Origin of the sequence: Streptomyces sp. NPDC001914 (assembly GCF_042891215.1) — a bacterium.
Classification (GTDB): domain Bacteria; phylum Actinomycetota; class Actinomycetes; order Streptomycetales; family Streptomycetaceae; genus Streptomyces.
On the sequence record NZ_JBIASW010000008.1, the window covers coordinates 406,818 to 433,444 of the forward strand.

Annotated in this window: 22 protein-coding genes; 12 read left to right on the top strand and 10 right to left on the bottom strand. The window is 72.2% G+C overall.

Going from position 1 to position 26,627, the window contains the following annotated elements:
- The first annotated feature begins 84 nt into the window (after positions 1-84).
- The 3 genes from ACFYYF_RS24510 (at position 85) to ACFYYF_RS24520 (ending at position 7,259) form a co-directional block, all read left to right on the top strand.
- Positions 85-816, top strand: coding sequence for a VIT1/CCC1 transporter family protein (locus ACFYYF_RS24510; RefSeq protein WP_365490961.1), 732 nt, complete (start codon positions 85-87; stop codon positions 814-816).
- Positions 817-1,213: 397 nt separating this feature from the next.
- Entirely contained in the window at positions 1,214-5,806 is a 4,593-nt protein-coding gene (gltB, locus tag ACFYYF_RS24515; protein ID WP_388779099.1) for a glutamate synthase large subunit, read from the top strand.
- Entirely contained in the window at positions 5,799-7,259 is a 1,461-nt protein-coding gene (locus ACFYYF_RS24520; RefSeq protein ID WP_388779102.1) for a glutamate synthase subunit beta, read from the top strand. Before gltB ends, ACFYYF_RS24520 begins: the two co-directional genes overlap by 8 nt.
- 139 nt (positions 7,260-7,398) lie before the next feature.
- Here ACFYYF_RS24520 and ACFYYF_RS24525 read toward each other — a convergent pair whose 3' ends face one another.
- Together ACFYYF_RS24525 and ACFYYF_RS24530 are read right to left on the bottom strand one after the other, a co-directional pair.
- On the bottom strand, positions 7,399-8,334 hold the full coding sequence (locus ACFYYF_RS24525; protein ID WP_388779104.1) for a chitosanase: 936 nt from the start codon (positions 8,332-8,334) through the stop codon (positions 7,399-7,401).
- Positions 8,335-8,752: 418 nt separating this feature from the next.
- A complete protein-coding gene (locus ACFYYF_RS24530; protein ID WP_388779106.1) occupies positions 8,753-9,673 on the bottom strand; it encodes a rhomboid family intramembrane serine protease in 921 nt (306 codons plus the stop codon).
- 221 nt (positions 9,674-9,894) lie between these two features.
- Between ACFYYF_RS24530 and ACFYYF_RS24535 the strand changes: the two genes are divergently transcribed.
- Together ACFYYF_RS24535 and ACFYYF_RS24540 are read left to right on the top strand one after the other, a co-directional pair.
- Positions 9,895-10,614 carry a VWA domain-containing protein gene (locus ACFYYF_RS24535; RefSeq protein ID WP_365490947.1) on the top strand — a complete coding sequence of 240 codons (720 nt, stop codon included), beginning with the start codon at positions 9,895-9,897 and terminating at the stop codon, positions 10,612-10,614.
- A gap of 217 nt (positions 10,615-10,831) precedes the next feature.
- Positions 10,832-12,553 carry a cytochrome bc complex cytochrome b subunit gene (locus tag ACFYYF_RS24540; RefSeq protein ID WP_388779108.1) on the top strand — a complete coding sequence of 574 codons (1,722 nt, stop codon included), beginning with the start codon at positions 10,832-10,834 and terminating at the stop codon, positions 12,551-12,553.
- Here the strand turns inward: ACFYYF_RS24540 and ACFYYF_RS24545 are convergent.
- Positions 12,525-13,676: an acyl-CoA dehydrogenase family protein gene (locus ACFYYF_RS24545; protein ID WP_388779110.1), complete on the bottom strand. Its 1,152-nt coding sequence runs from the start codon at positions 13,674-13,676 to the stop codon at positions 12,525-12,527. The two genes, ACFYYF_RS24540 and ACFYYF_RS24545, sit on opposite strands and share 29 nt — an antisense overlap.
- On the bottom strand, positions 13,676-14,821 hold the full coding sequence (locus ACFYYF_RS24550) for an acyl-CoA dehydrogenase family protein (protein ID WP_388779113.1): 1,146 nt from the start codon (positions 14,819-14,821) through the stop codon (positions 13,676-13,678). Before ACFYYF_RS24550 ends, ACFYYF_RS24545 begins: the two co-directional genes overlap by 1 nt.
- A gap of 58 nt (positions 14,822-14,879) precedes the next feature.
- On the opposite strand from ACFYYF_RS24550, the gene ACFYYF_RS24555 reads away from it, so the two are divergent.
- Genes ACFYYF_RS24555 through ACFYYF_RS24565 form a run of 3 tightly spaced genes read left to right on the top strand, consistent with a single transcriptional unit; the run spans position 14,880 to position 17,492 of the window.
- Positions 14,880-15,671, top strand: coding sequence for an SDR family oxidoreductase (locus tag ACFYYF_RS24555; RefSeq protein WP_388779115.1), 792 nt, complete (start codon positions 14,880-14,882; stop codon positions 15,669-15,671).
- Between the two features lie 15 nt (positions 15,672-15,686).
- Complete coding sequence (locus tag ACFYYF_RS24560) at positions 15,687-16,304, top strand: TetR/AcrR family transcriptional regulator (RefSeq protein ID WP_355759943.1); 618 nt, start codon at positions 15,687-15,689, stop codon at positions 16,302-16,304.
- A 30-nt stretch (positions 16,305-16,334) separates the two neighbouring features.
- Positions 16,335-17,492, top strand: coding sequence for an acetyl-CoA C-acetyltransferase (locus tag ACFYYF_RS24565; RefSeq protein WP_388779118.1), 1,158 nt, complete (start codon positions 16,335-16,337; stop codon positions 17,490-17,492).
- A gap of 46 nt (positions 17,493-17,538) precedes the next feature.
- On the opposite strand, the gene ACFYYF_RS24570 is transcribed toward ACFYYF_RS24565, so the two are convergent.
- Genes ACFYYF_RS24570 through ACFYYF_RS24585 form a run of 4 tightly spaced genes read right to left on the bottom strand, consistent with a single transcriptional unit; the run spans position 17,539 to position 21,087 of the window.
- The gene (locus tag ACFYYF_RS24570) at positions 17,539-18,633 is read right to left on the bottom strand and encodes an NAD(P)H-dependent flavin oxidoreductase (protein ID WP_388779120.1); all 1,095 of its coding nucleotides are present in this window, start codon (positions 18,631-18,633) and stop codon (positions 17,539-17,541) included.
- Complete coding sequence (locus tag ACFYYF_RS24575; RefSeq protein WP_388779123.1) at positions 18,633-19,433, bottom strand: CoA-transferase subunit beta; 801 nt, start codon at positions 19,431-19,433, stop codon at positions 18,633-18,635. Before ACFYYF_RS24575 ends, ACFYYF_RS24570 begins: the two co-directional genes overlap by 1 nt.
- Before the next feature lie 38 nt (positions 19,434-19,471).
- Positions 19,472-20,338 carry a CoA transferase subunit A gene (locus ACFYYF_RS24580; RefSeq protein WP_388779125.1) on the bottom strand — a complete coding sequence of 289 codons (867 nt, stop codon included), beginning with the start codon at positions 20,336-20,338 and terminating at the stop codon, positions 19,472-19,474.
- Positions 20,335-21,087, bottom strand: a complete 753-nt coding sequence (locus tag ACFYYF_RS24585) for an enoyl-CoA hydratase family protein (protein ID WP_388779127.1) — start codon at positions 21,085-21,087, stop codon at positions 20,335-20,337. Before ACFYYF_RS24585 ends, ACFYYF_RS24580 begins: the two co-directional genes overlap by 4 nt.
- Before the next feature lie 82 nt (positions 21,088-21,169).
- Here ACFYYF_RS24585 and ACFYYF_RS24590 point away from each other — a divergent pair, with 82 nt between their 5' ends.
- Positions 21,170-21,964 carry an SDR family oxidoreductase gene (locus tag ACFYYF_RS24590; RefSeq protein ID WP_388779129.1) on the top strand — a complete coding sequence of 265 codons (795 nt, stop codon included), beginning with the start codon at positions 21,170-21,172 and terminating at the stop codon, positions 21,962-21,964.
- Positions 21,961-22,875, top strand: coding sequence for an SDR family oxidoreductase (locus tag ACFYYF_RS24595; protein WP_388779131.1), 915 nt, complete (start codon positions 21,961-21,963; stop codon positions 22,873-22,875). The genes ACFYYF_RS24590 and ACFYYF_RS24595 overlap by 4 nt, the downstream gene beginning before the upstream one ends.
- A 193-nt stretch (positions 22,876-23,068) precedes the next feature.
- Here the strand turns inward: ACFYYF_RS24595 and ACFYYF_RS24600 are convergent, their stop codons facing one another.
- Entirely contained in the window at positions 23,069-23,815 is a 747-nt protein-coding gene (locus ACFYYF_RS24600; protein ID WP_361692218.1) for an ankyrin repeat domain-containing protein, read from the bottom strand.
- A gap of 168 nt (positions 23,816-23,983) precedes the next feature.
- Complete coding sequence (locus tag ACFYYF_RS24605; protein ID WP_388779135.1) at positions 23,984-24,877, bottom strand: hypothetical protein; 894 nt, start codon at positions 24,875-24,877, stop codon at positions 23,984-23,986.
- A 231-nt stretch (positions 24,878-25,108) separates the two neighbouring features.
- On the opposite strand from ACFYYF_RS24605, the gene ACFYYF_RS24610 reads away from it, so the two are divergent.
- Complete coding sequence (locus ACFYYF_RS24610) at positions 25,109-25,891, top strand: serine protease (RefSeq protein WP_365490912.1); 783 nt, start codon at positions 25,109-25,111, stop codon at positions 25,889-25,891.
- A 123-nt stretch (positions 25,892-26,014) separates the two neighbouring features.
- Entirely contained in the window at positions 26,015-26,413 is a 399-nt protein-coding gene (locus ACFYYF_RS24615) for a chorismate mutase (protein WP_388779138.1), read from the top strand.
- The last annotated feature ends 214 nt before the right edge of the window (positions 26,414-26,627 follow it).

Here is a 26,627-nt window from a genome sequence, read left to right on the forward strand (position 1 = left end):
CTGGCGGCCGGGAATTTCTCGGCGTACTTTTGGGGTTGTCGAAAAGTGGAAGCAGTCCAATCAAGCACTCTGGGGGACCCGGGTATGGCGATCATCGAGACCGAGGCGGCACTGCATGTGGCGCACCGCGACAACCACACCCACCGCGATGTCAACGGCGGATGGCTGCGCCCCGCCGTGTTCGGCGCCATGGACGGCCTGGTCTCCAACCTCGCCTTGATGACCGGCGTCGCCGGCGGGGCCGTGTCCCAGCAGACGATCGTCATCACCGGACTCGCCGGTCTGGCCGCCGGAGCCTTCTCCATGGCCGCAGGCGAGTACACCTCCGTCGCCTCGCAGCGCGAGCTGGTCGAGGCCGAACTCGACGTCGAGCGGCGCGAACTGCGCAAGCACCCCAAGGACGAGGAACGCGAGCTGGCCGCGCTCTACGAGGCCCGCGGCGTCGACGCCCCCCTGGCCCGCGAGGTCGCCCGGCAGCTCTCGCGCGATCCCGAGCAGGCCCTGGAGATCCACGCCCGCGAGGAACTGGGCATCGACCCCGGCGACCTCCCCTCCCCGGCCGTCGCCGCCGTGTCCAGCTTCGGCTCGTTCGCGCTCGGCGCCCTCCTGCCCGTACTGCCGTACCTGCTGGGTGCGACCGTGCTGTGGCCGGCGCTGCTGCTCGCCCTGATCGGGCTCTTCGCGTGCGGTGCCGTCGTGGCCAAGGTGACCGCGCGGTCCTGGTGGTTCAGCGGGCTGCGACAGCTCGCTCTCGGCGGCGCCGCAGCGGGTGTGACGTACGCCCTCGGCAGTTTGTTCGGCGCGGCCGTAGGATGAGGCCTCGATCACCTATGCAAGGGACTGCATAAGTAATTGTTACCCGGCGGTTTCGATTCCGTGGCTGCTGGGAATGAGCCTCAAGCGCCGCGGGCAATGACGCCCGCGCCGCATCCCTCGCGGCGGACCACGACCTCCGCCGCGAACCCGGACCGATGGTCATCGATCTGTCCGCTCAGGTCCCAAACCTTCCACCGCCGAAGCCCGACATCCCCGGCCCGGCTCCTGCGGTGTCCGCATGTTGGAACGCAGTATCCGGTTCCCGAGAACCACTCCATCATGTAACCTGCACGAAATTTTGCACCCCGCAGAGGGCCAGAGTCGTCCCTCGGCAGTCGTCTCCCCAGTGCCTCAAGAGCCCGGGAGACCCCCCGCCCCGACGACGACGGGAGAGCCGATGCGTACGCCGCGCCAGCCGTCCCAGCACTCCACGAACGACCGGAAGTGGTCCTTCATGGATGCTCGCCCTGCTGCGCAGGGTATGTACGACCCCCGCAACGAAAAGGACGCCTGCGGCGTCGGCTTCGTGGCCACCCTCACCGGCGAGGCGAGCCATGCGCTGGTCGAGCAGGCGCTCACCGTTCTGCGCAACCTGGAACACCGCGGTGCCACCGGCTCCGAGCCCGACTCGGGTGACGGCGCCGGCATCCTCTCCCAGGTCCCGGACGCCTTCCTGCGCGAGGTGGCCGGATTCGAACTTCCCGCAGCCGGTGCGTACGCGGTCGGTATCGCCTTCCTCCCGAAGGACGGCACGGCCGACGCCGTCTCGCAGATCGAGACGATCGCCGCCGAAGAGGGCCTCACCGTCCTCGGCTGGCGCGAGGTCCCGGTCGCCCCCGAACTCCTCGGCGCCACCGCCCGCTCGACGATGCCGGCCTTCCGCCAGATCTTCGTCGCGGACAACGCCAGCGAGGGCATCGCCCTCGACCGCACCGCGTTCGTGCTGCGCAAGCGCGCCGAGCGCGAGGCCGGGGTCTACTTCCCCTCGCTGTCCGCGCGGACCATCGTCTACAAGGGCATGCTGACCACCGGCCAGCTCGAGCCCTTCTTCCCGGACCTGTCCGACCGCCGCTTCGCCTCCGCGATCGCGCTCGTGCACTCCCGGTTCTCCACGAACACCTTCCCGAGCTGGCCGCTCGCCCACCCGTACCGCTTCGTCGCGCACAACGGCGAGATCAACACGGTCAAGGGCAACCGCAACTGGATGGTCGCCCGCGAGTCCCAGCTCGCCTCCGAGCTGTTCGGAGACAAGGGCCTGGAGCGGATCTTCCCGGTCTGCACCCCGGACGCCTCCGACTCGGCCTCCTTCGACGAGGTGCTCGAACTCCTGCACCTCGGCGGCCGTTCGCTGCCGCACTCCGTGCTCATGATGATCCCGGAGGCGTGGGAGAACCACGACTCCATGGACCCGGCCCGGCGCGCCTTCTACCAGTTCCACTCCACGATGATGGAGCCCTGGGACGGCCCGGCCTGCGTCACCTTCACCGACGGCACCCAGGTCGGCGCGGTCCTCGACCGCAACGGACTGCGCCCCGGCCGCTACTGGGTCACCGACGAGGGCCTCGTCGTCCTCGGCTCCGAGGTCGGCGTCCTCGACATCGACCCCGCCAAGGTCGTCCGCAAGGGCCGCCTCCAGCCCGGCAAGATGTTCCTCGTCGACACCGCCGAGCACCGCATCATCGAGGACGACGAGATCAAGGCCGGCCTCGCCACCGAGAAGCCCTACGCGGACTGGCTGGAAGCCGGCGAGATCGAGCTCTCCGACCTGCCCGAGCGTGAGCACATCGTGCACACCCACGCCTCGGTCACCCGCCGCCAGCAGACCTTCGGCTACACCGAGGAAGAGCTGCGGATCATCCTCGCGCCGATGGCCAAGGCCGCCGCCGAGCCGATCGGCTCCATGGGCACCGACTCGCCGATCGCCGCGCTCTCGCAGCGCCCGCGTCTGCTCTTCGACTACTTCACCCAGCTGTTCGCCCAGGTCACCAACCCGCCGCTGGACGCGATCCGCGAAGAGCTGGTCACCTCCCTGCGCTCCTCGCTGGGCCCCCAGGGCAACCTGCTGGACCCGACCGCCGCCTCCTGTCGCAGCGTCACCCTGCCCTTCCCGGTGATCGACAACGACGAGCTGGCCAAGCTCATCCACATCAACGCCGACGGCGACATGCCCGGCATGAAGGCCGCGACCCTGTCCGGCCTGTACCGGGTCTCCGGCGGCGGCGACTCCCTCGCCGCCCGCATCGAGGAGATCTGCGCCGAGGCCGACGCCGCCATCGAGAACGGCGCTCGCCTGATCGTCCTGTCGGACCGTCACTCCGACGCCGAGCACGCGCCGATCCCCTCGCTGCTGCTCACCGCGGCCGTCCACCACCACCTCATCCGCACCAAGCAGCGCACCCACGTGGGCCTGCTGGTCGAGGCCGGAGACGTCCGCGAGGTCCACCACGTCGCCCTGCTCATCGGCTACGGCGCCGCCGCGGTCAACCCCTACCTCGCGATGGAGTCCGTCGAGGACCTCGTCCGCGCCGGCACCTTCCTGTCCGGCATCGAGGCCGAGCAGGCCATCCGCAACCTGATCTACGCCCTCGGCAAGGGCGTCCTGAAGGTCATGTCCAAGATGGGCATCTCGACCGTCGCCTCCTACCGCGGCGCCCAGGTCTTCGAGGCCGTCGGCCTGGAACAGGCCTTCGTCGAGAAGTACTTCAACGGCACGGCCTCCAAGATCGGCGGCGCCGGCCTCGACGTCGTCGCCAAGGAGGTCGCCGCCCGGCACGCCAAGGCCTACCCCGCCTCCGGCATCGCCCCGGCGCACCGCGCCCTGGAGATCGGCGGCGAGTACCAGTGGCGCCGCGAGGGCGAGCCGCACCTGTTCGACCCGGAGACGGTCTTCCGCCTCCAGCACTCGACGCGCTCCGGCAGCTACGAGATCTTCAAGAAGTACACCGACCGCGTCAACGAGCAGTCCGAGCGCCTCATGACGCTGCGCGGCCTGTTCGGCTTCACCTCGGACCGCCCGTCGATCTCCGTCGACGAGGTCGAGCCCGTCTCCGAGATCGTCAAGCGCTTCTCCACCGGCGCCATGTCGTACGGCTCCATCTCCAAGGAGGCGCACGAAACCCTCGCCATCGCCATGAACCAGCTCGGCGGCAAGTCGAACACCGGTGAGGGCGGCGAGGACCCCGAGCGCCTGTACGACCCGGCGCGCCGCTCCAGCATCAAGCAGGTCGCCTCCGGCCGCTTCGGTGTCACCTCCGAGTACCTGGTCAACGCCGACGACATCCAGATCAAGATGGCCCAGGGCGCCAAGCCCGGCGAGGGCGGCCAGCTGCCCGGCCACAAGGTCTACCCGTGGGTGGCCAAGACCCGTCACTCGACCCCGGGCGTCGGCCTGATCTCCCCGCCGCCGCACCACGACATCTACTCCATCGAGGACCTGGCTCAGCTGATCCACGACCTCAAGAACGCCAACCCGCAGGCCCGCATCCACGTGAAGCTGGTCTCCGAGGTCGGCGTCGGCACGGTCGCGGCCGGCGTGTCCAAGGCCCACGCGGACGTCGTCCTCATCTCCGGCCACGACGGCGGCACCGGCGCCTCCCCGCTGACCTCGCTCAAGCACGCGGGCGGCCCCTGGGAGCTCGGCCTCGCCGAGACCCAGCAGACCCTGCTGCTCAACGGCCTGCGCGACCGCATCGTCGTGCAGACCGACGGCCAGCTCAAGACCGGCCGCGACGTCGTCATCGCCGCGCTGCTCGGCGCCGAGGAGTTCGGTTTCGCGACCGCGCCGCTCGTCGTCTCCGGCTGCGTCATGATGCGCGTCTGCCACCTGGACACCTGCCCGGTCGGCATCGCCACCCAGAACCCGGTGCTGCGCGACCGGTTCGCGGGCAAGGCCGAGTACATCGTGAACTTCTTCAAGTTCATCGCCGAAGAGGTCCGCGAGATCCTCGCCGAGCTCGGCTTCCGCAGCATCGAGGAGGCCGTCGGCCACGCCGAGAACCTCGACGTGGAGCGCGCCGTCACCCACTGGAAGGCGCAGGGCCTGGACCTGTCCCCGCTCTTCTACGTGCCCGAACTGCCCGAGGGCGCGGCACTGCACCAGGTCGTCCCGCAGGACCACGGCCTGGAGAAGGCGCTCGACAACGAGCTCATCAAGCTCGCCGCCGACGCGCTGGCCGCGGACTCCGCCACCGACGCCCAGCCGGTGCGCGCCCAGGTCGCGATCCGCAACATCAACCGCACCGTCGGCACCATGCTCGGCCACGAGGTGACGAAGAAGTTCGGCGGCGCGGGCCTGCCCGACGACACCGTCGACATCACCTTCACCGGCTCGGCCGGCCAGTCCTTCGGCGCCTTCCTCCCGCGCGGTGTCACGCTGCGCCTGGAGGGCGACGCCAACGACTACGTCGGCAAGGGCCTCTCCGGCGGCCGCGTCGTCGTCCGCCCCGACCGGGGCGCCGACCACCTCGCCGAGTACTCGACCATCGCGGGCAACACCATCGCCTACGGCGCGACCGGCGGCGAGCTGTTCCTGCGCGGCCGCACCGGCGAGCGCTTCTGCGTCCGCAACTCCGGCGCGCTGGTCGTCTCCGAGGGCGTGGGCGACCACGGCTGCGAGTACATGACCGGCGGTCACGCGGTCGTCCTCGGCGAGACGGGCCGCAACTTTGCGGCCGGCATGTCCGGCGGTGTCGCGTACGTGATCGACCTCGACCGCGACAACGTGAACGTCGCCAGCGTGGACGCCGTCGAGGAGCTCGACGACGCCGACAAGCAGTGGCTGCACGACGTCGTGCGCCGGCACGCGGAGGAGACCGGTTCGACGGTCGCCGAGAAGCTGCTCGCCGAGTGGCCCGCCGCCGTGGACCGCTTCAGCAAGATCATTCCCAGCACCTACAAGGCAGTGCTCGCCGCCAAGGACGCCGCCGAGCGAGCCGGACTCGACGAGTCCGCGATCACCGAGAAGATGATGGAGGCGGCGACCAATGGCTGATCCCAAGGGCTTTTTGAACCACGGCCGTGAGGTCGCCAAGTCCCGGCCCGTCGACGTGCGCCTGAAGGACTGGAACGAGGTCTACGTCCCCGGCTCCCTGCTGCCGATCATCAGCAAGCAGGCCAGCCGCTGCATGGACTGCGGCATCCCGTTCTGCCACAACGGCTGTCCGCTGGGCAACCTGATCCCCGAGTGGAACGACTACGCCTACCGCGAGGACTGGCAGGCCGCCTCCGAGCGCCTGCACGCCACGAACAACTTCCCGGAGTTCACCGGCCGACTGTGCCCCGCGCCGTGCGAGTCCGCGTGCGTGCTGGGCATCAACCAGCCCGCCGTGACCATCAAGAACGTCGAGGTCTCGATCATCGACAAGGCGTGGGACACGGGCGACGTCGCCCCGCAGATCCCCGAGCGCCTGTCGGGCAAGACGGTCGCGGTCATCGGTTCGGGCCCCGCCGGTCTCGCCGCCGCCCAGCAGCTCACGCGGGCCGGGCACACGGTCGCGGTGTACGAGCGCGCCGACCGCGTCGGCGGTCTGCTCCGCTACGGCATCCCCGAGTTCAAGATGGAGAAGCGGCACATCAACCGCCGCATCGAGCAGATGCGCGCGGAGGGCACCCGCTTCCGCACGGGCATCGAGATCGGCCGCGACCTCAAGGCGACGGACCTGCGCAAGCGGTACGACGCCGTGGTCATCGCCGCCGGCGCCACGACCGCCCGTGACCTGCCCGTCCCCGGGCGGGAGCTGAACGGCATCCACCAGGCCATGGAGTACCTGCCGCTGGCGAACAAGGTGCAGGAGGGCGACTTCGTGGCGCCCCCGATCACCGCCGAGGGCAAGCACGTCGTGGTCATCGGCGGCGGCGACACGGGCGCGGACTGCGTGGGCACCGCCCACCGTCAGGGCGCGGCCTCGGTCACGCAGCTGGAGATCATGCCGCGGCCGGGCGAGGAGCGGAACCCGGGCCAGCCCTGGCCGACGTTCCCGATGCTCTACAAGGTCACCTCCGCGCACGAGGAGGGCGGCGAGCGCGTCTACGCCGTCTCGACCACCCACTTCGAGGGCGACGAGGACGGCAACGTCCAGTGGCTCCACCTGGTGGAGGTAGAGTTCTCCGGCGGCAAGCTGAACCAGAAGCCGGGCACGGAGCGCAAGATCCCCGCCCAGCTGGTGACGCTGGCGATGGGGTTCACCGGCACGGACGTCGAGAACGGCGTCGTCTCCCAGTTCGGTCTGGAGCTCGACGAGCGCGGCAACATCGCCCGCGACGCCGACTTCGCGACCAACGTTCCCGGAGTCTTCGTCGCCGGTGACGCGGGCCGCGGCCAGTCCCTCATCGTCTGGGCCATCGCGGAGGGCCGCTCGGCCGCCCGCGGGGTCGACCGCTTCCTCACCGGAGCGAGCGACCTGCCGGCCCCGATCCGCCCGACGGACCGTTCGCTGACGGTCTGACCCATGGATTGCGTGACCTGACACGGTCACTCGAGAACGTCCCGCACAAAGGCGTGCGGAACACGAGACGGCGCCTGCCCCACTGTCCCCGACCGGACGACCGGGCAGGCGCCGCCGCATGTCCGCGCACGCCCGGCACCTACGGCACGCGGTAGGTCTCGCCGTACACCTGCCACTCCAGCGGTGTGCGCAGGCCGAGGTTCCCCTCGCGGAGGAAACGGCGCTGGGCCGTGTCGATGCGGGTGGTGTCGCGGTCGGGGTCCTCGGACTTCATGGCCGCGCGCCGGATGTCCAGGAAGGTGCCGAGGTACGTCGTCTCGTCGCCGCCCCCGGACGGCGGGGCCGCCTCGCGCACGGCGCGCTCACGCAGGCCGTGGAAGCCGTGGTCGCCGGTCCCCGGACCGTGCAGCACCATCGCGTCGTAGTAGATGAACTGGCCGAGCGTGCCGAGACCGTCGAGCCTGGCCTGGCGGACCGCTGGGTCGAAGTAGACCCGGTCGCGCTCGGAGTCCTGCGCCGCGCGGAACGCGGCGAGGCCGGCCTCGTGACGCCAGGCGGCCGGGAAGCCCGGGTCCAGGCCCTCGTGGGAGTCCGTGCCGTCGACCTCGCGCAGGGCCGGGAGATAGCGGGCGAGCCCGTTGTCCGGGTGCGCCTTCGTGTAGCGCTCGACGAGCGTGAGCAGGTCGTGGGTCCCCGTGCAGAAGCCGATGAGGCCCGCGGTGTAGCCCTGGCCGTCGCCGATGTCCTCGATGTAGCCGTAGGCCTCGCGCCACGTCAGCGTGGAGTTCTCGGCACTCGCCACGATCTGCTGGGCGAGCTCCTTCTTGTCCGGGGCGGCGAGGCCGGCGGACCTCGCCGGCGCGGAGGGACGTGCCGGGGCGGCTCGGCCGGCCGCCGGCGTGGCGACGGCCTTGGTGCGGGCCGCCGGCTCCGGCTGGGCCCGCGCACGGGAGTGGGCCGCGGGCGACGCGCCGGCCTTGGCGTCGGCCGTGGCGTGTTCGGGCGTGGCCACATGGACCGCCGTCGTGATCAGCACGGCGACCAGAACGAAGAACAGACAATCCGCGCGTTTCATGCCGCACAAGGTACGCAGGGCGAGCGCACGGGCGAGGGGATTCGAGGCGGCCGCGCGGGCGATGCACAGATGTGCCACCGGACCGGCGTGCGGGGGCCGCACGAGCGTGCCATCGGACCGGTGTACGGGGCCCCGCACGGGTGTTTCGTGGGGCTCGGTGTGCGGGGGCCGTACGGGTGTTGCACGGGGATCGGTGTGCGCGGGTCACACGGGCGTGCCGCGGGGATCGGTGTGTGGGGGTCACACGGGCGTGCCGCGGGGATCGGCCGTGCGCGGGTCACACGGGTGTGCCGTGGGGGTTGGTGTGCAGAGGCCACGCGGGTGTGCCGTGGGGATCGGTGTGCCGGCGCCGTGCTGGCGTGCCACGGGATCCGGCGGGGGTGCCGCCCTCGTCGGCGGGCCCCCGCCTCCGTTGCCGCTAGACCGCGCCCGTTCGCAGCGCCGACACCTTCAGTACCGTCAGGACCACCAGCACGGCGAGCAGACCCACGCAGACGGACGCCTGGATCAGGGCCCGGCGGTGGTCGCGGGGAGCGTACGCGTAGGCCGCGGTCACGATCCCGCCCGCCAGCAGCCCGCCCAGGTGCCCCTGCCAGGACGTGAGCCCCGCCGAGATCAGGAGCCAGATCAGCAGGCCCGCCATGAACCGGTTGACGCCGCTCATGTCCGCGCCGAGGCGGCGGGCCATCACGTAGTACGCGGCGCCGATGCCGAAGATCGCGCCGGACGCGCCGATCGTCTGCTCCTGGGGCGCGATCAGCAGCACGAGCACCGAGCCGCCGAGCGCCGACAGCAGATACAGCGCGAGATAGCGGACCCGGCCGAGCTGCGCCTCGACGATCCGGCCGATGTTCCACAGGGCGAACATGTTCATCACGATGTGGGCGATCCCGAAGGTGCCCTCCGTGGGCGGCAGATGCAGGAACGCGCCGGTCAGCAGCCGGTACCACTCCCCGGCGACCAGGCCCTCGGCGTGGAAGGAGGAGGGGAACACGGACTGCCACAGATAGTGGCCCCCCGCCGAGTCCGCCAGACCCGCGCCGAGCATCGAGAACCGGTCCACCACCGAGGAACGCAGCAGTTCCGCCACGTAGGCCAGCACGTTCAGACCGATCAGGACGTACGTCACCGCCGGCACCGTCGATATCCGGCCGCCGAAGGCCGTACGGGCCTGCCGGACGGACCGCGCGCCCTCCTTCACGCACTCCACGCACTGATGACCGACGGCCGCCTCACGCATGCAGTTCGGGCATATGTAGCGGTCGCAACGGGTGCAGCGCACATGCGACTCCACCTTGGGGTGGCGGTAGCAGGTGGTGACGGCGGACTCGGGCTCCACGGCCGGCTCCTAGGAACGCATGGGTACAGGGGGAAGTGAGCCGGTGGGGACGGCGGTGATCAAACTATCCAACCCCCGGGCCTGCGGGAACCGCAGGGCCGTGACGTGAGCCGCACCCGCCGCCCAGCAGCGCCGGTGCCCGCGCCCCGGAGCGGCCGGGACGGCGCCGGGACCGTCCCGTAATCTCGTCGTTCCGCAGTCCTCGTACGACGGGAGCCCGCATGGCCGGAATCAGCCTCACCAAGATGGAGGAGACCGCGCCCGCGCTCGTGGGCCCCTACAGGAGCGCCGGAGTCAGTCTCACCAAGCACGGACTGAGCGGCCAACGGGCCGCCGTGTACCTGGTGGTGGACTACTCGGGGTCGATGAAGCCGTACTACGACGACGGCAGTGTGCAGGCACTCGCCGACCGGGTGCTCGGCCTGTCCGCCCACCTCGACGACGACGGCACCGTCCCCGTCGTCTTCTTCTCCACGGACGTCGACGCGGTCACCGACATCGCGCTCGACAACCACCGGGGGCGGATCGGACACATCGCGGCCGGGCTCGGGCACATGGGCAGGACCAGCTATCACCTGGCCATGGACGCCGTCATCGACCACTACCTCGACAGCGGCTCCGACGCCCCGGCCCTCGTCGTCTTCCAGACCGACGGAGGACCGATCAACAAGCTCGCCGCCGAGCGGTATCTGTGCAAGGCCGCCAAGCTGCCGATGTTCTGGCAGTTCATAGGGTTCGGCGACCGGGGCAGCAAGCAGTTCGACTTCCTGCGCAGACTCGACGAACTCGCCGTGCCGCACAAGCGGGTCGTCGACAACGCGGGCTTCTTCCACGCCGGTTCGGATCCGCGCCGGGTGAGCGACGGGGAGCTGTACGACCGGATGGTCGCGGAGTTCCCGCAGTGGCTGGCGGCGGCGCGGGCCCAGGGCATCCTGGCCTGACCGCGCCTCCCCGCCGGGGCCGGGACGCGGCCACCACCCGCCCCGGCCCGGACCACTCCCGACACCCGGACCACCCCCGACACCCGGTCCACTGAGCCGCAGGGGCAGCAGCCGGTACAGCGGCACGACACCAGGTCCACCCCAAAACCCTTTCCACGACGCCCCGTTGGCTTGGACCGGCCGACGTGCCACCCTGGTGGGCCGAGGGGAGCGGCGAATGGGCGCACGAGAGATCGACTCCGGCCGGACCGCGGGGACTTCGGCGAACGAGGCGCCCGGGAACGGGACTTCGCCGGCCTCGGACAGCCTGGGGACCGTACGGGCCAAACGTGCACCGGAGACCGGCAAGGGGGAGCGGCTCGCCGACTGGGCCGACGGACGGCTGGGCCTCTACTCCCTGGCCAGGGCCAACATGCGCAAGGTCTTCCCGGACCACTGGTCGTTCATGCTGGGCGAGGTCTGCCTCTACAGCTTCCTCGTCCTGATCCTCACCGGCGTCTACCTCACCCTGTTCTTCGAGCCGAGCGGCGTCGAGGTCGTCTACCACGGCTCCTACGGGCCGCTGAACGGCATCGTCATGACCAGGGCGTACGAGTCCACGCTCGACATCAGCTTCGACGTGCGCGGCGGACTGCTGATCCGCCAGATCCACCACTGGGCCGCGCTCGTCTTCCTCGCCGGGATGCTCGTGCACATGATGCGGGTGTTCTTCACCGGCGCGTTCCGCAAGCCGCGCGAGGTCAACTGGCTCTTCGGCTGGACCCTGCTGATGCTCGGCCTCATCACCGGACTGACCGGGTACTCGCTCCCCGACGATCTGCTCTCCGGCACCGGGGTCCGCTTCGCGCAGGGCGCCATCCTCTCGGTCCCGGTCGTCGGGACGTACCTCTCCTTCTTCCTCTTCGGCGGGGAGTTCCCCGGGCACGACATCATCCCGAGGTTCTTCCCCATCCACGTCCTGCTGCTGCCGGGCATCATGCTGGGGCTGGTGGTCGCCCATCTGATCCTGGTCTTCTACCACAAGCACACGCAGTACCCGGGGCCCGGACGCGACCAGAAGACGGTCGTCGGCATGCCCTTCATGCCGGTCTACATGGCCAAGGCCGGCGGGTTCTTCTTCCTGGTCTTCGGCGTCCTGGCGATCATGGGAGCGATCGCCACCATCAACCCCGTGTGGGCGTTCGGGCCCTACCGGCCCGACCTGGTGACCACCGGCGCACAGCCCGACTGGTACCTCGGTTTCTCCGAAGGACTGATCCGGGTGATGCCGGGATGGGAGATCAACGCCTTCGGCCACACCCTCCAGCTCGGCGTGTTCATCCCGTTCTCGCTGTTCCCGCTCATCATGGCCGCCATCGCCGTCTATCCCTTCATCGAGGCCTGGGTCACCGGCGACCGGCGCGAGCACCACATCCTGGACCGGCCGCGCAACGTGCCCACCCGCACCGCGCTCGGCGTCGCCTGGCTGACGCTGTACGCCGTCCTGCTCGTCGGCGGCGGCAACGACCTGTGGGCCACCCACTTCCACCTGTCGATCAACGCGATCACCTGGTTCGTCCGCGTCGCCGTCTTCGCCGGTCCCGCGCTCGCCTATGTCGTCACCAAACGGATCTGCCTCGGGCTCCAGCGCGCCGACCGCGACAAAGTCCTCCACGGACGGGAGACCGGCACGATCAGACGGCTGCCGCACGGCGAGTACGTCGAGGTCCACGAACCCCTCACCCCGGCCCAGCGGTTCACCCTGACCCAGCACGAACAGGCGCCGCCCTACGAGGTGGGCCCGCTCGTCGACGCGAACGGCGTCGCCCGCCGTGTCCGCCCGGCGGAGAGACTGCGCGCCCGGCTGGCACGCGCCCTGTACGGGCCCGGCACGAGGATCCCGAAGCCGACCGCCGAGGAGTACCGGGCGATCACGAGCGGGGACGACGACCACCACTGAGTCCGGCCAGCGCCTCGGCCCTGCACTCGGCCGGGGTGCCCCAGGCCGAACGCAGGGCGCGGGCCCTGGTGAACCACAGCGACAGGTCGTACTCGGCCGTGTAGCCGATCGCGCCGTGCAGTTGCAGCGCGGCCCGCGCCGTCCCGTACGCCGCCTCGCACGCCGTGACCTTCGCGGCGGCGACCTCCGCCGGTGCCGTCGACAGCGCGGCCCCGAACAGCAGCGGGCGCGCGAACTCCAGGGCGATCAGCGCGTCCGCGAGGCGGTGCTTGACCGCCTGGAACGAACCGACGGGCACCCCGAACTGGGTCCGCCGCCCCACGTACTCGACGGTCCGGTCCAGCAGCGCGAGGCCCACCCCGAGCGCCTGGGCGGCCGTGGCGAGCCGGGCCCAGGTCAGCGCCCGCCGCGCGGCGCGCCCGACCCGCGGGCCCGCCGCGAGGAGTTCGCCGCCGCTCTCCGGACGGGCGAGCCGGCGCGCCCCGTCCAGAGACGCCCGCACCGGCCCGTGACCGGACGCGAGCCGCAGCCCGTCACCGTCCACCACGAGACACACAGCCGCCGCGTCCACGTCGAGCGCGTAACCCCCGTACAGGGCCACCGGGTTCGGGTCCGACGCGTGGCCGCCGCAAGACGCAGCCGCGGCGTCGGGCGTGTGCCCGCCGGGCGGTGTCGAGGTGCCCGTGTCGGGCGTGTGTCCGCCGGGCGGTGCCGGGGGGCCCGTCGCGGGCGTGTGGCCGGGCAGGGCCAGGGTGGCGAGGGTCTTGCCCGAGGCGAGGTCCGGCAGGAGTCGCTCGGCCGGGCCCGGGTCGCCCAGCGTGCTCAGCTCGCCCAGCAGGACGGCGGCGGCCACCGTCTCCACCACCGGACCCGGAACCGCGTGCCGGCCCAGTTCCACGAAAGCCACCGCCAGTTCCACGGGAAGCGGTCCCACCCCCTCGTACTCCTCCGGGACCGCCAGCGCGAACACGCCCGCCTCCGCCAGCCGCGACCACAGGGCCTGCCCCGGCGCCCGGTCGCCGCCCGCCCACGCACGCACCGCCGACGGTGTGTCCGCGGCCGTCAGCATCGCGTCCAGGGAGGCGGCGAAGGCACGCTGCTCGGGATCCAGGAGAAAACGCATCAGCGGCGGCCCTTCGGAAGGCCGAGCAGCCGCTCGGCGATGATGTCGCGCTGGATCTCGTTCGTGCCCGCGTAGACGGGACCCGCCAGCGCGAAGACGTACCCCTCGCACCACCCGGTGTCCGCCGCCTCGCCCTCGCCGCCCAGCAGATCCAGGGCCGTCTCGTGCAGCGCGATGTCGAGCTCCGACCAGAACACCTTGTTCAGGCTGGACTCCGCCCCGATCCCCTCCCCGTCCAGCAGCCGGGAGGCATGGGCGTACGTGAAGAGCTGGTAGGCGCGCGCACCGATCACCGCGTCGGCCACCCGGTCCCGCAGCGCGGAGTCCGACGGGTCGCCGTGGGCCCGCCACAGCGCCGCCAGCCGGTCCGCGGCCGCCAGGAAACGGCCCGGTGAACGCAGTGTCAGACCGCGCTCGTTGCCCGCCGTCGACATCGCCACCCGCCAGCCCTGTCCGGACTCGCCGATCACGTCCTCGTCGGGCACGAACACGTCGTCCAGGAACAGCTCCGCGAAGGCCGGCCGGCCGTCCAGGCGCCCGATCGGGCGGACCGTCACCCCCGGCGCGCGCAGGTCGAACATCAGATACGTCAGGCCCTGATGGGGTCTCGCCAGGCCCGGCTCGCTGCGGAACAGGCCGAACGCGCGGTCGGCGAACGCGGCCCGCGACGACCACGTCTTGTGCCCCCGCAGGAGCCAGCCCCCCTCCACGCGCACCGCGCGCGACCTCAGCGAGGCCAGGTCCGAACCCGCCTCGGGCTCGGACCAGGCCTGCGCCCAGACCACCTCGCCCGTGGCCATCGGGGGCAGCACACGCGCCCGCTGCCCGGCGGTGCCGTGCTCGAACAGGGTCGGCGCCAGCAGGCTGACGCCGTTCTGCCCGACCCGGCCCGGCGCGCCCGCCGCGTGATACTCCTCCTCGAACGCCAGCCAGCGCATCAGGTCCGCGTCCCGGCCGCCGTACCGCGCCGGCCACGACACCACCGACCAGCGGTCCGCCGCCAGTTCGGCCTCCCACGCGCGATGCGCCGCGAAGCCCTCCTCGGTCTCCAGCGAGGGCAGCGCGACCGCCGGGACGTGGGCGTCCAGCCAGGCGCGGGCCTCGGCGCGGAACGCCTCGTCGGCGGGGGAGCGGGTGAGATCCATCGGGGGCACCTTCCGGCGGAGCTTCCCTAACAAGTGTTTGGTAGGTTAGCTTGGAGCCATGAGCGACGTCGAGAGCCCGGCGTACGTACCCGGCCACGGACTGCTGAAGGGCCGCACCGCCGTCATCACCGCCGCCGCGGGCGCCGGCATAGGCGGAGCCACCGCACGCCGGTTCCTGGAGGAGGGCGCCCGCGTCCTGATCAGCGACACCCACACCCGCCGCCTCAAGGAGACCGCCGAGACCCTGGCCGCCGCATTCGGCCCCGACCGGATCGCCGCACAGCCCTGCGACGTCACCGCCGAGGACCAGGTCCAGGCCCTCTTCGACACCGCCGAGAACCTCCACGGCCGCCTGGACGTCGTCGTCAACAACGCGGGCCTCGGCGGCACCTCACCCCTCGCCGACATGACCGACGAGCAGTGGTCCAAGGTCCTCGACGTCACCCTGAACGGCACCTTCCGCTGCACCCGGGCCGCCCTGAGGCGGCTCAGGGAACAGGGCGGCGGAGGAGTCGTCGTCAACAACGCCTCCGTCGTCGGCTGGCGCGCCCAGGCCGGACAGGCCCACTACGCCGCGGCGAAAGCGGGCGTCATGGCCCTCACCCGCTGCGCCGCGATCGAGGCCGCCGCCTACGGAGTCCGCGTCAACGCCGTCTCACCCAGCCTCGCCATGCACCCCCACCTGGTGAAGGTCACCACCCCCGAACTGCTCGAAGAACTCACCGCCCGCGAGGCCTTCGGCCGCCACGCCGAACCCTGGGAGGTGGCCAACGTGATCGTGTTCCTCGCCTCCGGCTACTCCTCGTACCTCACCGGCGAGGTCGTGTCCGTGAGCAGCCAGCACCCATAGGACGACAATGACCCGGTGCCTACCAAGAAGAAGCCCCAGGTGACCGCCACCCCCGAGCGCCGCCGCGAACTCCTCGGCACCGCCGCCGAGGTGTTCGCCGAACAGGGCTACAACGCCACCACCGTCCGCAAGATCGCGGACGAGGCCGGGATGCTCGCGGGCAGCCTCTACTACCACTTCGACTCCAAGGAATCGATGCTGGAGGAGATCCTGCGGACCTTCCTCGACGAACTCTGGGACGGCTACGACACCGTCCTCGACGCCGGACTCGGCCCCCGCGAAACCCTCGAAGCCCTCGTCACCGAATCCTTCCGGGAGATCGACCGGCACCGCGCGGCCGTCGCGATCTACCAGAAGGAGGCCCGTCACCTCGCCGCACAGGAGCGCTTCGCCTTCCTCGCCGAGTCCCAGCGCAACTTCGAGAAGGCATGGCTGAGCACCCTGGAACGCGGCGTCGGCGCCGAGGTCTTCCGCGCCGACCTCGACATCCGCCTCACCTACCGCTTCGTGCGCGACACCGTGTGGGTCGCCGCCTCCTGGTACCGGCCCGGCGGACAGCACAGTCCCGAGGAGATCGCCCGCCAGTACCTGTCGATGGTGCTCGACGGCATCTCCGTCCGCGAGGAGACGTAAGCGAACCACCCACACCCCCAGGGAGTCGTCATGGCCGAGGCCTACATCGTCGAAGCGGTCCGCACACCCGTCGGCCGGCGCGGGGGAGGGCTCGCCGACGTCCACCCGGCCGACCTCGCCGCGCACGTGCTCAAGGCCCTCGTCGAACGCTCCGGCGTGGACCCGGCCGCCGTCGACGACGTCGTCCTCGGCTGCCTGGACACCGTCGGACCGCAGGCGGGCGACATCGCCCGCACGAGCTGGTTGGCGGCCGGACTGCCCGAGGAGGTCCCCGGAGTCACCGTCGACCGGCAGTGCGGCTCCTCCCAGCAGGCCGTGCACTTCGCCGCCCAGGGCGTCCTGTCCGGCACCCAGGACCTCGTCGTCGCCGGCGGAGTGCAGAACATGAGCCGGATACCCATCGCCTTCGCCTCCCGCCGGGCCGCCGAACCCCTCGGCCTCACCGAAGGCCCCTTCGCGGGCAGCGAGGGCTGGCGGGCACGCTACGGCGACCGCCCCGTCAACCAGTTCCACGGCGCCGAACTCATCGCCGCCAAATGGGGCATCAGCCGCCGCGACCAGGAGGAGTTCGCCCTCCGCTCCCACCAGCGGGCGATCCGCGCCGCCGACGAGGGCCGCTTCGTCCGCGAGACCGTCGCCCTCGGCGACGTCACCGCCGACGAGGGACCGCGCCGCGACACCACCCTGGAGAAGATGGCGGCCCTCGCGCCCGTCGTCGAGGGCGGCACCATCACCGCCGCCTGCTCCTCCCAGGTCTCCGACGGCGCCGCCGCGATGCTGCTCGCCTCCGGACGGGCGGTGCGCGAACACGGCCTCACCCCCCGGGCCCGCGTCCACCACCTCTCCGTACGCGGCGAGGATCCCATCCGGATGCTCTCGGCCCCCATCCCCGCCACCGCCCACGCCCTGAAGAAGACCGGCATGACCCTGGCCGACATCGACCTCGTCGAGATCAACGAGGCCTTCGCCCCCGTCGTCCTCGCCTGGCTCAAGGAGACCGGCGCCGACCCCGGCAAGGTCAACGTCAACGGCGGCGCGATCGCCCTGGGCCACCCGCTCGGCGCCACCGGCGTCCGGCTGATGACCACCCTGCTGCACGAACTGGAACGCACCGGCGGCCGGTTCGGACTCCAGACCATGTGCGAGGGCGGCGGCCAGGCCAACGTGACGATCATCGAACGGATCTGACCGGACCGGGCCCGTGCGCCGGGGCGGCTCCCGACCGGGCGGGCAGCTATTCGGGCGGCCCGCCGCAGGCCTCCGCCCACGGCGGATCCGTCCCGTCCGCCGAGGGAAGCGCCTCCAGCGTCGCCCGGGCCTGCGCCATCACCCGCCCGACCAGTTCGGCGCACGACGGAAGATCCTCGATCACCCCCGCCACCTGCCCCGCCGCCATCACCCCCAGATCCGTCCGGCCGTCCACCATCGACGCCTTCAGGAGCATCGGGGTGTTGGCGGCGAGCAGAACCTGGCTCCAGGTCAGATCCCTGCCGTGCCGCATGGCGAGACCGTCGCGGATCATCCGGGACCAGGACAGCCCCGAGATCCGCCGGAACCCGGCGGCCCGCCGCACCGCCCGGACCAGCGCCCCGGTGCGCCCCGCCCCCTCCATCGCCTCGACGAGCTCACTGCGCAGCATGCGGTGCGGCAGCCCGTCCACGGCCGTCGTCACGGTCACGTCCTTCACCGTCGCCGCCAGATACCTCGCCTTCACCGCGTCGGGGACGGTCGAGTCGGAGGTCAGCAGGAACCGCGTGCCCATCGCGACGCCCGCCGCCCCGTAGGCCAGCGCCGCCACCAGACCCCGCCCGTCGTGGAAGCCGCCCGCCGCCACCACCGGGATGTCCACGGCGTCCACCACCTGGGGCAGCAGCACGCTCGTCGCCACCTCCCCGGTGTGACCGCCGCCCTCGCCGCCCTGCACGATCACCGCGTCGGCACCCCAGGCGGCCACCTTCTCGGCGTGCCGCCGGGCCCCGACGGACGGCACGACGACCACCCCCGCCCCCTTCAGCTCGGCGATCAGCTCCCGGGACGGGGCGAGCGCGAACGACGCGACCCGCACACCCTCCTCGACGATGATCCGCACCCGGTCGCCCGCGTCCCCGGCGTCGGCCCGCAGGTTCACCCCGAACGGCCGGTCCGTACGGGACTTGACCTCCCGCACGGCGTCACGGAGCTGGTCGAGCGTCATCGTCGCCGAGGCCAGGACGCCGAGCGCGCCCGCGTTCGCCGTCGCCGAGACCAGGCGGGGTCCCGCCACCCAGCCCATGCCGGTCTGCACGAGGGGGTGCCGGACACCGACGAGCCGGGTCAGCGCGGTCTCCATCAGCGCCCGCCCCCACCCGGACCGCCGGACGTTCCGCCGCCCCGCGGATCGGGCACCTCGCGCTCGCGCCGGCCGGCCGGGTCGATCACCGTGCGGATCAGCTCCAGCTCCCGCGCGGTCGGCTCACGGGTGAACGGCACCTCGTCCGGGACGCTCAGCCCGAAACCCGTCGCCTCCTCGACCTGCCCGACGCTCACACCCGGGTGCACGGACACCAGCCGCATCGAGTGGTCGGGCGTCGCGAAGTCCAGGACGGCCAGGTCGGTCACCACCCGGGGAAGACGGTGGAAGCGGGTGGCGGTCGGGCCCGCGGCGCCGGCCCGGTCGTACCCCACCCCGCACACCATGTCGACCCGCTCCACGAACACCCGCCGCGAATGCCGCGGTATCCAGTAACTCGTCGGATTGTTCAGAGTGTTGACCGGAGCGCCGCGCACACCCAGCAACTGGCGCCGGGGCCTCGCCCAGTCACCGACGCACGCGATGTTCTGGTTGCCGAACCGGTCGATCTGGCTCGCGCCCATCATCACGTGCCGCCGCCCGCCGGTCACCGCCGTCAGATGCCTGCGGTACGGCAGCCAGCCCTCCACCGTGCCGTCGAGACCGACGAGCAGCGCCTCGCCGTCGGTCAGCAGCAGATCCGGCGAGAACGTGTGCCGGGCCAGCCGGGCGCCGACGGACGGGATCACGCCCATCGGGCTGGCGAGCACCTCTCCGTCGCCCCGCCACGCCTCGGCGCACGCGATCACGCAGTACTCGGCCCGGGTGACGCCCACCGCTGCCGCCCCTTCCCCGCTCACCGGTCCTGCTCCTTCGCCGTTCACCGCTCCCTCCGGGTTCACCGCTCCCGCTCCTTCCGCCAGTCCCGCACGGCGCTCTGATAACCGGGTTCACCGCCGCCGAGGAACCGCTCGGCGAACTCGGCGTACGACGTGGCCGCGTACAGCTTCTGGAAGGCCTCGTCCCGTCCGTAGTCAGGGACGCACGAGGTGAAGTGCGCCCCGTTCGGCGTCTCCACCACGCCGGTCACCGACGACCGCTGGAGCAGCAGCGTCTGCGGCGCCGCCTCCTTGGTCAGCTCCGCCGTGTCGACGATCCGCTCGCAGGAGACGTACGCCGCGTCCGCCGCCTCGCAGAACAGGTCGTCGAAGTACGGGTCGGGGCCCAGATACTGGCCGTTGCCCGCGCGGTCCGACCGGTTCATGTGGACCAGGGCCGCGTCCAGGCGCAGCGCCGGCATGGCGACGAGCTCCTCGTGGACTCCCGAGGCCGGGTCCGGATACGGCGAAGTGACCGTCCGCAGGGCGGGATTGACCCGCATCACGTCCGAGCCGAGCCCCGCCCGCACCGGCAGGAACGGCAGCCGGTTCGCCGCCGCGTGCAGCCCCCACATGAACATCGCCTCGTCCACCTCCCTCAGCTCGAACGCGCCGCGTTCGCGGGCCGCGCGGTAGTGCGGTTCGAGCGGAACGGAGTCGAGCGTCGCGAAGGCGGTCACCAGGGTGCGGATCCGGCCCGCCGCTGCGAGCAGCCCGACGTCCGGACCGCCGTACGACACGACGGTCAGATCGGTGATCTCGCTGCGGAGCAGCGCTCTCACCAGGGCCATCGGCTTGCGCCGCGAGCCCCAGCCGCCGATGCCGAGCGTCATCCCGCTCTCCAGCCGGCCGACGACGTCCTGCGCCGACATGGTCTTGTCGCTCACCGCGGGGCCTCCTTGCCGAACGTGTCGCGGACGCGGGCGGCCACGCCGGTGAGCGAGGCCTCGAAGGTGAAGCCCTGCTCGAAGCGGTAGCTGCGGCGCACGTCGACGGGATCGATGCCGTTGATCGCGGCCTTGGCGAGCCGAACGAGCTGCCCGTCCTTGGCCGCTATCTCGCGCGCCAGCTCCAGCGCCGCGGACCGGAGCTCCTCGCGCGGCACGACCCGCCACACCGAACCGTGGGCGTGCAGCTCGGCCGCCGTCACCGTGCGCGAGGTGTAGTACAGGACCCGCATCAGATGGCGGGGCACGAGACGGGACAGATGCGTGGCCGCCCCGAGCGCGCCGCGGTCCAGCTCGGGCAGCCCGAAGACGGCGTCCTCGCTCGCCACGATCGCGTCCGCGTTCCCCACGAGCCCGATGCCGCCGCCCAGACAGAAACCGTGCACCGCGGCCACGACCGGCACCTCGCACTCGTACACCGCCGCGAAGGCCTCCGCGCAGCCGCGGTTCGCGCCGATCAGCGCGGCTCCGCCGGTGGGGTCGCGCTGCAGTTCCTTGATGTCGACGCCCGCGTTGAACCCGCGCCCCTCCGCTCTCAGGACCACACAGCGGACCCCGGGGCCGGCGCCCGCCGCGCGCACGGCCTCGGCGAGGTCGAACCAGCCCTGCACCGGCAGCGCGTTCACCGGCGGGAAGTCGACCGTGACGACGGAAATCCCCTTTTCCGGGGACGAGGTGGAGACACCCATGGCCACATCAGCTACCTTTCCACCAAACGTTTGTTAGGTGTGATGCGAAGCTAGCAGCGATCGCGGCCGCGCGGGAGGCCCTGTGGACAACCCGGACACCATCGACCGCCCCGGACCCGCTGCCGACCTCGGCGGCCGGACCGTCGTCGTCACCGGCGGCACCCGGGGCGTCGGCGCGGGCATCACCCGGGCCTTCGAGCGAGCGGGCGCCCACGTCGTGGTCTGCGCGCGGCGGCCACCCGAGATCCCTCTCGGCAAGGCCGACTTCGTCCCCCTCGACCTGCGCGACCCGGCCGCGGTACATGCCTTCTTCGAAGCCCTGCCCCGGCTCGACGTCCTCGTCAACAACGCGGGCGGCGCCCCCTGGCGCCCGCTGGCCGACGCGGACGCCGAGCGGCACGCCCGGGTCATCGAGCTCAACCTCACCGCTCCCCTCACCGCGTCGATCGCGGCCCGCGGCCATCTCCGGCGGACCCGGGGATCGATCGTGATGATCGGCAGCGTGAGCGGGTCACGCCCCTCGCCCGGCACCGCGGCCTACGGCGCGGCCAAGGCGGGGCTGGAGAGCCTGGCCCGTTCGATGGCCGTCGAGTGGGCGCCGGAGATCCGGGTCAACACCCTCGTCGTCGGCATGGTCCGCACCGAACTCGCCCATCTGCACTACGGCGGCGAGGACGGCCTCGCCGCCGTCGCCCGTACCGTCCCGCTGGGCCGGCTCGCCCTGCCCTCGGATGTCGGCGCCGCCGCCGTCTTCCTCGCCTCCGACGCCGCCGCCTACATCAGCGGCGCCTCCGTCCTCGTCCACGGAGGCGGCGAGCGGCCCGCCTTCCTCGACGCCGCCACCGCCAACAAGGACCAGCAGGGAGAGACACGATGAGCGCACGACTGCTGTGCGAGGGGCGCGTCGTGATCGTCACGGGCGCGGGCCGCGGGCTCGGGAGGGCGCACGCGCTGGCGTACGCGGCCGAGGGCGCCCGGCTCGTGGTCAACGACCTCGGCGTCGGCCTCGACGGCGCTCCAGCGGCGGACGGCCCGGCCCGGCAGGTGGCCGAGGAGATCCGTGCGGCGGGCGGCGAGGCGGTGGCCCACGGCGGCGACGTCGCCACGGCCGAGGGCGCCGCGTCCCTCGTCCGCACGGCCCTGGAGACGTACGGGCGTCTCGACACCCTCGTCAACAACGCCGGATTCCTGCGCGACCGGATGCTGGTCAACCTCGACGAGGACGACTGGGACGCCGTGATGCGGGTCCATCTGAAGGGACACTTCCTGCCGCTGAGGCAGGCGGCGGCGCACTGGCGCTCCGAGGCGAAGGCGGGCCGCGTGCCCGAGGCCAGGGTCGTCAACACCAGCAGCGGCGCGGGCCTGCTCGGGTCGGTCGGACAGGGCAACTACAGCGCCGCCAAGGCGGGCATCGTCGCGCTGACGCTGGTCGCGGCGGCCGAGATGGAACGCCACGGCATCCAGGTCAACGCCATCGCCCCGGCCGCCCGGACCCGGATGACCGAGCGCGCCTTCGCCGACACCATGGCCGCCCCCGGGAGCGGGTTCGACGCCATGGACCCCGCCAACGTCTCCCCGCTGGTGGTCTGGCTCGGATCGGCGGCCAGCGCCGGTGTCACCGGCCGGGTCTTCGAGACCGAGGGCGGCCGGATCACGGTGATGGAGGGCTGGCGGCCGGGCCCGAGCGCGGACAAGGGAGCCCGCTGGACCCCGGCGGAGGCGGGCGGAACGGTCCGCAAACTGCTGACGCGGACCGAGACGCCGGGGGCGGTGTACGGGGCGCGGTAGGCGGCCCCGCGATCCGCGTGCCCGGCCGGCCGGATGGCCCGAGGCCGGCGTGTCCTGCCGGGGACCCGGGCGCGGACGAGGGCTTCCGTGCGGGGCGGGCCTGGTGCGGTTTCGGGGGTGTCGGCTCACGGGGCCGGTGCGTGCGGCCGTACCCCTTCCCGATCCGCCGGGGCCCTTCCCGATCCGCCGGGGCTCAGCGGCCGGGGCGGGTCGTGCTCGCCTTCAGCAGGGTGACGATCTCCGCGTGACCGGTCTCCAGGTCGTCGCCCGCGAACGGCCTGCCCTGCCCGTCCAGGAGCTGCACCTCGACGGTCACGCCCTCGGGAGAGGAATGCCGGTGGGTGACCGGCGTGTGGCCGGCGCCGTGCGTGCGGACCAGGCTTTCCCGGAGCTCCGTCTCGACGCCGACGCCGAGCAGCCGGCGGGCCTCCGCCAGCGCCTCGCCCCGGGCGCCCGCCCCGTGCGCGAGCAGGGCCCGTACGCAGCCGGCCGAGCCCCGGTGCGCGGCCGTCACCAGCGGGGGCTCGCCCGTCGGTCCGGGCCGGCCGGGGTCCGCGCCCGCCGCGAGGAGCGCCTCCGCGACGGCGGTGTGACCGCGCCGCAGGGCCCAGGTCAGCGCGGTGAAGCCGAACGCCTCCACGGTGTCCGGGTGCGCCCCCGCCGCGAGCAGGGCGCGGACCACCTCCGTATGACCGCCGCAGGCGGCACCGCACAGGGGGGCGTCCGTGCCCAGGCTCAGCCGGTCGGGCTCGGCGCCGGCCACCAGCAGCAGCCGTACGACGGCGGGCCGGTCGCTCACCGCGGCCAGGTACAGGGCGCTCTGGCCGTCCTCGTCGACCGCCTCCGGGCTCACCCCGGCACGCAGCAGCCGTACGACCGCGTCCTCGTCGCCTTCGTACACGGCGGGGAAGAGGAGTGCGGTCGGGTCGTTCGTGCTCATCCTTCGACCCTCGCTCGCCACGGACGCGCGAGGCAAAGACTTTTGGGGTGTTCTGCCTCACCCGGCCCACCCCTCGGCGCCACGATCGGCCGACTCGCGGGGCGGCGCACAGGGCGAGCCGGCAGGCCCGTCACAGGACGAGTGCCGCGACAGTCGGCGTTCGCGGCCCTAGGTGTCGCACTCCAGCACCGTCCGGCACAGCGTGCACCGCGCCCGTACCCGGCCCCGGACCGGCACCCTGATGCGCTGGTGGCAGGTCGGGCACGGGAAGGAGACGCGCAGCGGTCCGCGGTCGTCGGGCGCGAAGGCGTAGGGGACGCCCGGCTGGTCGGGGGTGCGGTGGTCCTGGGCGTGCCGGCGGTCCCTGGCGTAGCGGCGGCGGCCCGCCCAGCCGGCGGCGGTCAGCGGGGGCTGCCGCGCGTCGCGCAGGGCCAGCTCCATGCCCTTGGTGTACGCGGTGAACGCCTGCGGGCTGGTGAACCACACCGAGGGGTCCTCGCCGAAGACCAGGGCGCGCTTGGCGAGGACGTATCCGAACTCCTCGGGCGTCAGATAGCCGAGCTTCTGCGAGGACGCTCCGTCCTCGCGGTAGGCGTCGAGAAGGAGCCAGCCCGCGCCGAGGTAGGCCGCGGCCGTGTCGGTGAGGATCTCGGTGTCGCGGGTGCCGGGGAACGAGAGGTCGAGGCGGTGCAGATAGACGTGCATCACCTCGTGGGCGAGGGCGGCGCCGATGTCCCTGCGATGGGTGCGGAAGCGGTCGTTGAGCTCGATGAAGTACTCGGGTCCCGCGGCGAGTTCGACATGCGCGGCGTGGGTCATCTCGCGGAAGCCGATGATCATCCGGGCGTCCGGCAGCCGGTAGTGCCGGACCATCTCACGGGCGACGCGCTGGGCGCCCAGATGCAGGTCGTCGACGTCCGCGAAGGCGACGTCGGCGGGCGCCACGCTGGTCGCGAAGGTGTGGATGGTGTCGTACGAGAGCCGCTTGTAGAGCGCGGTGACCGACGCCCGCACCGTGTCCAGATGCGGGTAGCCGTGCTCGACGGGTCCGCCGTTCGCCACGCCCGCACCCCCAGAAGACGCCGGAACTCCTCTCCACTGTAGGCGGGGTTCCGCCCGGTGGCGGGGGAGCGGGGCGGCCGGGGCGGCGACTGGCCGGAATGCCGCTCTTGCCCGGTGCCGCGGGCGGTCCTCATAATCCCCACCAGCTTGGCAGGTGCATGCCATGCGCGGTTTCCCGTGCATGTCCCCCCGCGCCCGCCCGGCGGACAACCCCCCACGAAAGGAAGCGCGTTGAAGTCTCTCAAGAAGTACGGCGTCATCAGAAGACTGCTCGCCGTCGGTGCGGTCGCCCTCGCCACCGTGTCACTCCAGCCGCTGACCGCACACGCCGCACCCGCACCCGTCGTCGGCGGAACCCGCGCCGCCCAGGGCGAATTCCCCTTCATGGTCCGCCTCTCCATGGGCTGCGGCGGCGCCCTCTACACCCAGAACATCGTCCTGACCGCCGCGCACTGCGTGAACGGCTCCGGCACCAACACCTCCATCACCGCCACCGCCGGCGTCGTCGACCTCCAGAGCAGCAGCGCCGTCAAGGTCAAGTCCACCAAGGTGCTCCAGGCCCCCGGCTACAACGGCAAGGGCAAGGACTGGGCCCTCATCAAGCTCGCCTCGCCCATCGCACTGCCCACCCTGAAGATCGCCACCAACACCGCCTACAACAACGGCAACTTCACCGTCGCCGGCTGGGGCGCCGCCCGCGAAGGCGGCGCACAGCAGCGCTACCTGCTCAAGGCCACCGTCCCCTTCGTCGACGACGCCACCTGCAAGCAGGCGTACGGCAGCGACCTCGTCCCCGGCGACGAGATCTGCGCCGGATTCGTCGCCCAGGGCGGCGTCGACACCTGTCAGGGCGACTCCGGCGGACCCATGTTCCGCAAGGACGACACGGGCGCCTACCTCCAGGTCGGCATCGTCAGCTGGGGCGAGGGCTGCGCCCGGCCCGGATACCCCGGCGTCTACAGCGAGGTCTCGACCTTCGCCGCCGACATAGCGAGGGCGGCCGCCGGCCTCTGATCCCGCACGGCCCGTACGGCTCGTACGACCCGTAGACGCGGCGCCCGCGACCCCGGTCGCGGGCGACCGCGCACCGCGTCCCGTCAGGATCGGGCCCCCGCGGGCCACGTAGGGTTGGCTGTCATGACCACCAGCAAGCCCCAGGAAGCCGGCCCCGACGTCAGGGCGGAGCTCGCCCGGCTGCGCGACAGCATCGACAACATCGACGCCGCCGTCGTCCACATGCTCGCCGAACGCTTCAAGTGCACCCAGCAGGTCGGCCACCTCAAGGCCGCCCACCAGCTCCCGCCCGCCGACCCCTCCCGCGAGGCCCACCAGATCGCCCGGCTGCGCCGCCTCGCCGAGAGCGCCAAGCTCGACCCGGCCTTCGCCGAGAAGCTGCTGAACTTCATCATCGCCGAGGTCATCCGGCACCACGAGCGCATCGCCGACGACGCGGGCGGCGGCCCGGCCGACGCGACGGACACGACCGGCACGACGGACAAGACCGGGACCACGGCCGCGGCAGGCACGTCCGACTAGGTCGGTACGTCGGGCCCGGTCGCCACGTCGGGCGCGGTCGGCACGTCGCACCCGGTCGGTACGACCGGCGCGAGGAGCTCGGCCGACTCGCAGGAGTGACGGCGGCGCGGGGCCCTGTCCCTCCCTCGGCGGTCCCGGATTCTCCGGGCCTTCCCGGCCCCCCGGGCGAGCCGGCCCCCCGGCCGGGCCGCGACCGCGGCCCGTGACCAGGCGG

What these genes read in the sequence shown, in the direction of transcription:
- ACFYYF_RS24565 (WP_388779118.1), top strand. Translation starts at nt 16,335, where the DNA reads ATGGCCGAGGCCTACATCGTCGAAGCGGTCCGCACACCCGTCGGCCGG.
- ACFYYF_RS24525 (WP_388779104.1), bottom strand. Translation starts at nt 8,334, where the DNA reads ATGAAACGCGCGGATTGTCTGTTCTTCGTTCTGGTCGCCGTGCTGATC.
- ACFYYF_RS24595 (WP_388779131.1), top strand. Translation starts at nt 21,961, where the DNA reads ATGAGCGCACGACTGCTGTGCGAGGGGCGCGTCGTGATCGTCACGGGC.
- ACFYYF_RS24550 (WP_388779113.1), bottom strand. Translation starts at nt 14,821, where the DNA reads ATGGATCTCACCCGCTCCCCCGCCGACGAGGCGTTCCGCGCCGAGGCC.
- ACFYYF_RS24600 (WP_361692218.1), bottom strand. Translation starts at nt 23,815, where the DNA reads ATGAGCACGAACGACCCGACCGCACTCCTCTTCCCCGCCGTGTACGAA.
- ACFYYF_RS24510 (WP_365490961.1), top strand. Translation starts at nt 85, where the DNA reads ATGGCGATCATCGAGACCGAGGCGGCACTGCATGTGGCGCACCGCGAC.
- ACFYYF_RS24535 (WP_365490947.1), top strand. Translation starts at nt 9,895, where the DNA reads ATGGCCGGAATCAGCCTCACCAAGATGGAGGAGACCGCGCCCGCGCTC.
- ACFYYF_RS24615 (WP_388779138.1), top strand. Translation starts at nt 26,015, where the DNA reads ATGACCACCAGCAAGCCCCAGGAAGCCGGCCCCGACGTCAGGGCGGAG.
- gltB (WP_388779099.1), top strand. Translation starts at nt 1,214, where the DNA reads ATGCGTACGCCGCGCCAGCCGTCCCAGCACTCCACGAACGACCGGAAG.
- ACFYYF_RS24555 (WP_388779115.1), top strand. Translation starts at nt 14,880, where the DNA reads ATGAGCGACGTCGAGAGCCCGGCGTACGTACCCGGCCACGGACTGCTG.
- ACFYYF_RS24540 (WP_388779108.1), top strand. Translation starts at nt 10,832, where the DNA reads ATGGGCGCACGAGAGATCGACTCCGGCCGGACCGCGGGGACTTCGGCG.
- ACFYYF_RS24520 (WP_388779102.1), top strand. Translation starts at nt 5,799, where the DNA reads ATGGCTGATCCCAAGGGCTTTTTGAACCACGGCCGTGAGGTCGCCAAG.
- ACFYYF_RS24545 (WP_388779110.1), bottom strand. Translation starts at nt 13,676, where the DNA reads ATGCGTTTTCTCCTGGATCCCGAGCAGCGTGCCTTCGCCGCCTCCCTG.
- ACFYYF_RS24585 (WP_388779127.1), bottom strand. Translation starts at nt 21,087, where the DNA reads ATGGGTGTCTCCACCTCGTCCCCGGAAAAGGGGATTTCCGTCGTCACG.
- ACFYYF_RS24570 (WP_388779120.1), bottom strand. Translation starts at nt 18,633, where the DNA reads ATGGAGACCGCGCTGACCCGGCTCGTCGGTGTCCGGCACCCCCTCGTG.